The organism is Methylobacterium sp. E-041 (assembly GCF_022829665.1).
GTDB lineage: Bacteria > Pseudomonadota > Alphaproteobacteria > Rhizobiales > Beijerinckiaceae > Methylobacterium.
This window is the reverse complement of sequence record NZ_JAKSYQ010000046.1, coordinates 1-9,361: the sequence shown is the minus strand read 5'-3', so window position 1 is coordinate 9,361 and position 9,361 is coordinate 1. Positions and strand designations below refer to the sequence as shown.

The 9,361-nt window shown below is 52.3% G+C and carries 3 protein-coding genes and 8 pseudogenes; 9 read left to right on the top strand and 2 right to left on the bottom strand.

Annotation, left to right across the window (positions count from 1 at the left end; genetic code table 11):
* A pseudogene (locus MKK70_RS03435) lies at positions 1–207 on the top strand (IS3 family transposase); the annotation flags it as partial.
* A gap of 122 nt (positions 208–329) precedes the next feature.
* A pseudogene (locus MKK70_RS03430) lies at positions 330–425 on the top strand (IS5/IS1182 family transposase); the annotation flags it as partial.
* Between the two features lie 15 nt (positions 426–440).
* Here MKK70_RS03430 and MKK70_RS30985 read toward each other — a convergent pair.
* Positions 441–1,184 (bottom strand): annotated as a pseudogene (locus tag MKK70_RS30985) (IS110 family transposase); the annotation flags it as partial.
* A gap of 79 nt (positions 1,185–1,263) precedes the next feature.
* Between MKK70_RS30985 and MKK70_RS03420 the strand changes: the two are divergent.
* A pseudogene (locus tag MKK70_RS03420) lies at positions 1,264–1,437 on the top strand (IS630 family transposase); the annotation flags it as partial.
* Between the two features lie 433 nt (positions 1,438–1,870).
* A complete protein-coding gene (locus tag MKK70_RS03415) occupies positions 1,871–2,212 on the top strand; it encodes a PepSY domain-containing protein (RefSeq protein ID WP_243945829.1) in 342 nt (113 codons plus the stop codon).
* A 96-nt stretch (positions 2,213–2,308) separates the two neighbouring features.
* Here MKK70_RS03415 and MKK70_RS03410 read toward each other — a convergent pair.
* Positions 2,309–3,119 (bottom strand): annotated as a pseudogene (locus MKK70_RS03410) (IS5 family transposase).
* 224 nt (positions 3,120–3,343) lie between these two features.
* Between MKK70_RS03410 and tnpC the strand changes: the two are divergent.
* The 5 genes and pseudogenes from tnpC to MKK70_RS03385 form a co-directional block, all read left to right on the top strand.
* A pseudogene (tnpC, locus tag MKK70_RS03405) lies at positions 3,344–4,563 on the top strand (IS66 family transposase).
* A 735-nt stretch (positions 4,564–5,298) separates the two neighbouring features.
* Entirely contained in the window at positions 5,299–6,624 is a 1,326-nt protein-coding gene (locus MKK70_RS03400; protein ID WP_243945828.1) for a GumC family protein, read from the top strand.
* 183 nt (positions 6,625–6,807) lie between these two features.
* Positions 6,808–8,310 carry a lipopolysaccharide biosynthesis protein gene (locus tag MKK70_RS03395; RefSeq protein ID WP_243945827.1) on the top strand — a complete coding sequence of 501 codons (1,503 nt, stop codon included), beginning with the start codon at positions 6,808–6,810 and terminating at the stop codon, positions 8,308–8,310.
* Positions 8,311–8,547: 237 nt separating this feature from the next.
* Positions 8,548–9,212 (top strand): annotated as a pseudogene (locus MKK70_RS03390) (IS5 family transposase); the annotation flags it as partial.
* 47 nt (positions 9,213–9,259) lie between these two features.
* Positions 9,260–9,361: pseudogene (locus MKK70_RS03385) on the top strand (IS5/IS1182 family transposase); the annotation flags it as partial.

Here is a 9,361-nt window from a genome sequence, read left to right as displayed (position 1 = left end):
ACCCAACGCGTCCGCCCGGCACGGCAAGCCGGAGATAGTCAACACTGATCACAAGGCAAGCAGTTCACCACCCACAACTTCACCAGTGTGCTGCTGAAGGCCGGGATCACCATCAGCATGGACGGCTGAATCGCATGATGCAACAATATCTTCGTCGAGCGTCTGTGGCGCTCGGCCGACTACGAGGAGATCTATCTGCACGCCTACGTCAGCGTGAGTACGGCGCACGTATAGATTGCCCGGTACCTAGCCTCTGACAGCGTGTGAATACTCTATGCGAGACTTGAATGTGGAACGCCCGACCAAGCCTACTTCGACAGGCTGCCGCATTCCGCGCCGTCGCCACCCGCTACGACAAGGATCCCGATAACTTCCTCGCCAGCGTCAAACTCGCTGCCGTCCGGGTCTGGCTGCGAACTTTATGAGTCCGCGACCTAGACCGGTGTCAGCCCGACCCAGGCCGCGAAGTCGCGGCCTGAATGAAACGTCCCACCGGGCGGGGCCAGGGTTTCGATGGTAGGGGCATCAGCGGACCGATGCCCAGCACGCTCATCAGCTGTCGAGCCGTATCGTCGGCTTTCGCGCGCGTGGCGATCTCGGGATCGAGGGCTACGGTCTGTTCCTGCAGGTGGCGGAACGCACAGACGAGAACGGCGAGGCTGGCGCGAGCGGCTGGAGGAATGTCCGAAGTGGGATCCTCGATCTGCGGGATAAACCGCTCGATGTGGGCGGGTACCTGCGGCGTGATCAGGCCGTACTCAGCAAGATGGCCGCCGATCGCGTTGATTAGCTGGGTGCGCCGGCCGACCAGCACGTCGCGGGTCCGGAAGATTACCGCGGAGGCTTGCTTGGCTTCGCTTTTTACGGCAACGAAGCGCATGGTCGGACGCTGCGCGGCCTCGCAGATCACCTCGGCATCGGCCGCGGCGTTCTTCTAGCGCTTGACGAAAGGCTTCACCTAGGCAGGCGCGATCAGCTTCACCGTGTGGCAGAGCTTGCGGGCCCAGTGATGCGCGTCGGCGCAGGCCTCCATGGCATGAGGAAGGATGATTGGGCCGCAAAGAAGGCGAGGACTTGATCACGCCGTAGCTTCTTGCGAAAATCGGGGCACCAGCAGCATTCGCCCTGTGTCGCTGAAAAACGTTCTTGGCCAGATCTAGGCCGATGGTGGTCACCTGTGTCACGGACGCCTCCCTCGGGTGGTTCACAACACCACCGCTTTGGCACAACAATGCAGTCGGGGGGCGTCCATCCCATTACGACAAGACCACCACCGTCAACGCTGCCCTGCGCACGAGCGGCCTCGTCGCTACAACCCTATTCGATGGAGTGACGAGCGGCGAGTGTTTCCCGGTTTATGTCACCGACACGCTGGTTTCGGTGCTAAACCGTGGCGATACAGTCATCCTCGACCACCTAAGCGTCCACAAGGTGGCTTCGCGTGCCGCTTAAACCCTCGAGCCATAATCTTGCTGTGCCACGGCCCAGAATTCGTTGCCAAGGCTGTTCAGAATTAAATCATAGCAGTTAGATCAACAACTGCCTACATCAAGGACCTTAGTCCGCGGAAGAACGGTAATCTACCAGATTTCTAATGCAAATTTGCGCAATTAACTTCTCAACGGTGAGATGTTATTCATTCACAACGAAGCCTGCGTCGTAATTGAGCAATGGCCGAGACGCCACAACAGCATCCAACCGCACCCGTCGCTCGGCTACCAGCCACTGCGCCAGAAGTGATCGTCTGACTAGCGGAACCGAGTAGCTCAACGTCGTTCGTTCACCCTGCCATCGTCAAACAACCGACAATGCACTAACTTGGAACGCGTGCCGCCAAATGGGTCAGCCCGCAATGTTAAGGTTTTTGATTATGAAGCAGATCTGTCGTTATATAGTATTTTTAACTTTTATAGTTACAGCACATACGGCATTCGCACGGTCCCCTGGTCCTGGATGGATTACAAAGTACGAGATCTCAAGAAAAATTGATGAGCTAGGTTTCGGAAAAGAAATTTCCATTGAGCCAACTAAAAAGTTTTGGAAGGCAACTGTTGAGAAGAATGGAAGAATATATACTATAAACTTTGATCCTTATAAAGGTATACTTGTAGAACGATTTCGCTCATATGAAGATGAGGAGGACGATGAGTCCGATGCAGAAATTGTTGATTGCAGAACTTACACAGGTGTTAAATGCAATCGAAAGAAGTAGGAAAATTGCGATTATGTTGTTGTCACAAAAGCTGATATTATTTTTCACGTAACAGGTGGCGATGGTGCGCCACTCTTTAAGAGTCCGTTCGGTAAGTCATGAGGTGCGTCCCATCCGTCGAACGAGGATCATGACGGCAGCGGCGTAGAGAGAGGCGTGAGCTGAGGCGAGGGTCGCCTCCGGGCCCTTCCAAAGGCAGTGGTTGCGGCTGATCCACCCGAAGAAGCGCTCGACGACCCACCGGCGCGGGTGTACGGCGAAGCCGATCTAATCCGGAGGCTTGCGCACGATGTGGACGGTGATGATCGAGGCAGTCGTAGGTTTGTCGCCGGCATAACCTGCATCAGCGAAGGCTCTGACGATGAATGGGAAAGTCCGACGCGACAGACGCAACATTGGCTCAGCTCCATCCTGGTTCTGGACGTTAGCCGGCTGCGGGTCAAGAACGAGGGCGCGTCCGTCCGTATCTACGAGCGCCTGACGCTTGCGGCCATTGATCTTCTTGCGAGCTTCGTAGCCGCACGGCCCACCGCTCTCGGTGGTCTTGACGCTCTAACTATCGAGCACCGCAGCCGTGTGTGAGGCTCCCGTCCGACACGCTCGCGGTCCGCCATGCCGAGGTCGTAGTTGATGCGAGCAAACACCCCTTCGTCGCGCAGCGGCTGAAATAGCCGAACGTGGTCGAACGCGGCGGCAGGTCCTTCGGGATCAGCCCCCACGCGATGCCCCCGCGCAGCACTGAGACGATGGTGTTCAGGACCTCCCGCGTCGTCCAAACTGGCGGGCGGCCACATGGCGCCGGCTCCGGCATCAGAGGTGCGATCATCGTCCACTCGGTATCTATCAGGTCGGTTTCGTAGCGCAGGTTGGCGCGGCTATGCTGCCAGCGAGTGGTCGGGGTCCACATGGCACTTGCAGGTTAGGCTTCAGCACCTGTCTGAAATTACCGCCATCCCAGCCACTCAAACCCTGCCGGACGTTAACGGACGGGCTCTCAGGAAGTAATTACCCCCCTTGCGTGGGTCGGATTTTGCTGATTCTTTCAGCGGATGAGCCAAAGCGATGTTAAGCGGCTGAGCAGCTAGGAGCTGATCGACCCTTCGATAAGCTCAGGATGAGGTGGTGCTGCGGATGCAGCGCCCGGAGAAGACCTCACGCACGTCTTCGAAGCTGCCGGCAACGGATCGCAAGGAGCGGCGCGAGCAGGCCAAACCAGGCGGGGCGAAGCCTGGCCACGAGGGCCACAGTCGCGTGATGAGCAAAGATCTCGATGCCGTCGTCGAGCATCGCCCCGATCGCTGTGCGTGCTGCGGCGGCGGACTGCACGGGGACCTTCCCACCGAGGTCGTCAGCCTCTCCGAACGGATCGAGCTGCCGGAAGTCGCACCGGTCGTCACCCAGCATCAACGGCTGGCGGTGCAGTGCTCGACCTACGGCGCGCGCGTGATTGCACCGGTTCCGGAGCCGGCGCGCGGCACGCCCTTTGGCCCGCGGCTGCATGCGGTGGCGACGTATCTCAAGACCTTCCAGGCGCTGTCCTACAAGCGGTTGCAGGCGGCGCTCTCCGGCCTGTTCGGGCTTACGCTCAGCCAGGGCGGGCTGATGAACCTTCTCCAGCGCGCGCAGAAACGCTTCCGCTCCGGTCGCAACGAGGCCGTCTCGAACCCTGCGTCAAGCCACGGTGGTCGCCTCGGACGAGACCGGCGTGCGCATCGAGGGCGGCAACGCCTACCACTGCGTCTTCCATTCGATGCAAGCCGTGGTGCACACGGCCTCCCCGACGCGGGGCGCCATCGTGGTGCGGGAGATGATAGACGGACATCGGCCGGCGGTGTGGATCTCGGACCGCTACACCACCCAGCAGGGACACGCAGCCGAACACCAGACTTGCCTTGCGCATCTGGCCCGCGATATCACCTACATCGTCGAAATAAGCAACGATCCGGTCCCCTGGCGCCTGCAGCTCTGGTTGCGATCCGTGTTCGCTCTGGCCGAGCGCGTCACCGATCTGGCCGCCTGAACGCTGACTGCCAAGCGCCGAAGTCTGGACCGCCAACTCGGCGCTATTCTGGCCACATGATGTCGTTGGGACCTGACCCGCGATTTACAAGCCAAGATCAGCCGGGCGCGCGATCAACTCCTGGTCTTCCTCGCCCATCCGGGCGCGGTCGAGCTCAACAATAACGGATCTAATCGGCTGCTGCGCCCCTCGTAGTCTAGCGAAGGTCACCAACGGCTACCACGCGATGTGGGCCGCCACGGGCGAAGCCGCCATTCGCATCGTCGTCGATACCGCGCGCTTCAACGGCAGCAGCTGCTTTGGCACCATCCTCCAAACCGTTGGCGCCTGAACCCTAACATCATAGGGCTAGGTGATTTCCTGAGAAACCGCTGTCTTTAACGCGACGGATGGCAAACGAATGGCAGACATCACTACTTCGCTAATATCCTCGTTTTATGCGTTATTCCAAAGATCCTGCAAATATTGTGGAAGACGACAAATCTTCAGAACGCTTACAAACTATGGCCGAACATAAATAATTTTATCTATCCGTTTTTGCAGGATGTCATCAAACAATCTCGCATATCTAATCACCCACTCAACCGAATGAATAGATTAATAGCATTGCATCAGCGGCGATCTAAGTAAATTTCACTGATGGGCATCACCATGGTAATCCTGCTAACCGAGGCGCCACAATTTTCTGAATCGAAAGCGTATTCGTGAGCGGGGGTGAGATCTATTTAATATCCTGTTCTACCATTAAATTGATATTTGTTGGCAACGTTCGATACTAGAAGCTCTACCAAAGGCTATAAGTGTGTAAGCGCGACGCTGCATTCTTAGAAAAGGGTTTAGCAGCAGCCGACAGATTCACAAAATGTGCGCGCTGGACCACATTTCACAGCGGCCTCATATTAAACGAATTTACCATCCAAACTGATCGGCAGGCTCAAGGATCTTAAATCTGAACCGCTGAGCTATGTAAAAGGATTTAAAAGGTGACAGGAGGATTGTTTTTACGAGATTACAAAAGTTATAATTTCCGGCCGTGATGTAAGTCCTCAGGAGCAAGGGCAATAAAATGAGTATTAATAATTTCTTTTCTGTTATCTGGCGTCAAAAAGTGATTTTTGCAGCAGTTATGTTGCTTATAAATATTATAGCATTATCAGTTTGGAAGTTCTCCCCGCGGATATATGAAGCAGAGACATTGCTATTAGTGGATCGCAGCCGAACTCCAAAGCCAGAGGAAAACAGTGAATCCTCTAGCAGCGCCTTATCCCAAGATCGTTACTTAAAATCTATGGTTAAAATAGCTCAAGGCGAGCCAGTTATAATTGACGTTCTTAATCATTTGAAAAATAAAAACAGTGAAGATCCTGCTGAGATTGTTCAATTAAATAAAAGATCTGAAACATTTGGCAAGCCGGTCAGTACAATTGTGCAAGTAGCAGATGAGAACCAGCCATTTACAGTGCTTTCTCTACAAGCAGCATTAAAAGTAGATGTCGAGCTTAATACTGATTTGCTTAAGATAGCATTCCGCGATCGAGACCCTGCCCGTGCTGCGATGGTGGCCAATCAAGTAGCAAGTAGTCTTATTGAGAGAAATATGAAGTTGTATAGCAATCCTCTCTCAATACGATTTTTTCAGGGCGAAAAAGATAAGTATAAAGATAACTTGTCCTCTTCATCGACGGCGCTCGAAAAGTTTTCAGTAGCAAATCAGATTTACGCAGTTGAAAATCAACGAAAACTCCTGATGTCGCGTCGAGATAGAGCGCAAGCTGATCTGTCCTCAACTCAGGTTTCAATATCCCGCATTCAAGGAGAGTTAGAGTCTCTGCGTGTGCAACTTTCATCATTGAAAGGTAAGATGAATCTCCCTGCCGAAATCTATGGCGACGCCAGTTCAGCAACTAGGAGTGCCAAACAGCCGTCCGCAAGTTCAGGATTCGGCGATGATCCGCCACTTCTCCATGTTAAACTCTATCAAGAGAGTGCGCAGAAAATAATCAATGACAATGCAGAACTTGCGGGCTTGAAACAGTCCGAGGTAAACCAAAAAAACGAGCTGCAGGAGGTCGATCAACAGTTAAAAAAGCTTGCTACTAAATCTGCAGAGTTCTCAAGACTTGAGAGAGAGGTCGAGCAAAACGAAGCGAATTTTGCTCTATACAGCAGGAAAAGTTCAGAGGCCGAAATTCAAAATGCATGGCGTACAAACGAGAATCTATCGACATTGCAACCTGTTCAAATTGCGTCAGTACCAGTAAGGCCGGTTTTCCCGAGAGGAAGCGTGGTTGTACCTCTTGGTGTTCTTATAGGCTTACTCGCGGGCTGTGCTGCAGCTGTTTTGCGGGATGCGGTGGGTCATAAAGTTGGCCGTTTACACGAGTCTACGTGAATAATATAATTTTATCAATTTTATAATTAAAATTATTATACCTATATCATACCAATTAATTTCCTGAGATTTTACAATTCGCTTTCGTCACTTATGAATAGTAGAGAGCCTACTTGGGAACTTAGCTACAACTCCTGCATCCAGTTAGGCTGGTTATAAATCTCAAGTTCGTAAGGCCGCACCGTGAACATAAAAAAAATAAGAGTTAATAGTTTTGATCCCGACAATACTTCAGATAATTTAAAATCAGCGTCTATCCGTGGGGTTGCTGTTACATCCGCAGGTCAGGGCGTTCGATTTTTTATTCAATTTGGAACACAAATTATTATGGCAAGGCTGCTCTTGCCTTCTGAATTTGGCTTGATTGCGATGGCGTTGCCGTTCCTATCGCTTGTGCAGATATTTAACGATCTAGGACTGTCTCGCGCTACTGTACAGCAATCGACTATAAGCCATGAGAGTCTGTCGTATTTATTTTGGCTGAATGTTATAGTAAGTTTCGTTCTCGCTATGCTATTCGTTGCAAGCGCACCCTTTATTTCAGCTGTATATGGAGAGCCAAAGTTAGAAGGTATTATCTCAGCGTTTGCAACACTTCTAATCATCAGTGGATTGTCTGCTCAACAAGCTGCATTATTAGAGCGAAGGATGAAGTTCAGTCAATTAGCTGTGATGGATGTTTTATGCTTATTTATCGGGTCCTTGGTCGGTATATTTTCGGCAATTCTAGGATGCGGCTATTGGTCGATTGTTTATATGCAGGCTGCCAACTCTATAGTGATACTTATAATGGTCTGGTATTATTCAAATTGGATTCCGTCTTTTCCCAAGAAAACGCCTGGATCACTAAAGCTCATAATTTTTGGAGGTAAAATCACCGGATATAATTTGATATACTATGTGACTAATAGTTTACCTAGTATAACAATCGGTATAAACTCAGGGGCCATACCTCTCGGACTCTATGATCGGTCCTATAAGCTAATAATTACTCCTCTATGGCAAGTGCAAGCCCCTTTGGCCAGAGTTGCCATATCCCTTCTTTCGCGTTTAGTGGTAATTCAAGCAAAATATACTAAAGCATTTATGCTTCTTTTGAAAGCAACGCTCCTTTTAACGATGCCAGGGCTGCTATGCTGTGCGACTTATGGCACTCTTTTTGTTATAGTTGTGCTAGGAGAGGCTTGGGTTGCAGCTGGAGTTATTGTTTCCTGGCTTGCCATATCGTTTATTTTTTTCTCACTTCGCATGAGTGCGGGTTGGCTTTTCGTATCTCAAGGCCGCGCAGAAGAGCAAATATATTTTGGGCTATTAAGCGCCGTGTTTACGGCTGCCGCATTGTTCATCGGCATGATTTGGGGCTTAACTGGCATCATTATTTGTCTTGCAATCTTCTCTAATATTGATAATGTCGTTACATTTCTAGCAGCTACATCACGAGGTCCCGTTTCTTCAAAACTATGTTTAAAAGAATGTTATCCAATCCTTATATCTGCGATTTTAGGATGTGCCATTACATGGGTGGCTAATATCGGACTCCAGGAAGTGGGGGCGGGAAACACGTTGCGTCTTTTTTTGAACTTAGCTTCTTGCTATTTTTTTACGGGAGTCGCGCTTATTGTAATTCCCTCCGGGCGGCGTATGTTGGTGGAATTTTGGGGTTTATGGTCCTCCAAAACTATTTAGGTGCGCGTTCGAAAGTCTTTAAGATAAAATATTTATATATCTTACAGTTCATTAATCAAATAAATGACCGCATTCGTCTGAAGTGCTATAATACTTTCGCTTCGCTGGTACTTTAAAAGAGAATCAAAATTAGGAAGCTTTTGGATTGGTGGCCTACCATTTATAAGGCTAGGGTCTGCCGTCACTTGATTGGATTGTGTCGTCTCGCGTTTTCATCTCTCTGATGTGGGAGTTATGATGTTGAGCGATGTGCAATGGTCCGAACTGGAGCGGCTGGTCGAGGCCTGCCGGCCCAAGGCCAAGACGCCGCCGCAGGACCTGCAATGCACGCTCTCGGCCATTCTTTGGCGGCATCAGAACGGGGCCAAATGGCGGACCATTCCGCAGGAACTGGGTCCGTGGTGGCGAGCGGCGCAGATTTTCATCCGCTGGTCCCGTGCTGGCGTCTGGGAACGGCTGCTTGACCTTATGCAGGAGTGCGGCGTTCAACTCGGGATGGTGTCCTCGATGGCACCAACGTGCGGGCTCACCAGGAGGCGGCAGGCGCCGCCAAAAGGGGGGATCTGCGGCCGAGCGAGACGCTTGCGAAGCTCTTGGCCGCCGTCATCCTGAGCCTGTCGAAGGACGCGTGGCGGCGATAGTACCAAGGCTTGCGTGATCGCCGAGGGGCAGGGTCGCGCCATCGCTTTCGGGTTGGCGCCCGTGCGGGCCCATGAACTGCCCCATGCGGTTCCGCTGCTCGACCAACTTCCCGGCGTGCCCAAGTGGGTCGTCGGGGACCGTGGTACACTAGCCACGCCCTTCGTGAGCACATCTGGAATATGGGCGCACGGCCTGCGATCCGGCCTCAGTGGCATGAGGCACCCGTGGCCTGCCCGAATTGGAACTACAACAACCATAACTAGAGGCTGTTATGGACCCGTGGTGTGGGGATTCCAGATGAAGGGGCATGACCCCTTTGCGCAGATCCTACCCATCCGACGTCTCCGATGATGAGTGGGCGCTGGTCGCCCCTTACCTGACGCTGCTGCGCGAGGATGCGGGGCAGCGC

Bases quoted from the DNA above. Each gene is read 5' to 3' on its own strand.
- MKK70_RS03415 (WP_243945829.1), top strand. From the start codon at position 1,871: ATGAAGCAGATCTGTCGTTATATAGTATTTTTAACTTTTATAGTTACA.
- MKK70_RS03400 (WP_243945828.1), top strand. From the start codon at position 5,299: ATGAGTATTAATAATTTCTTTTCTGTTATCTGGCGTCAAAAAGTGATT.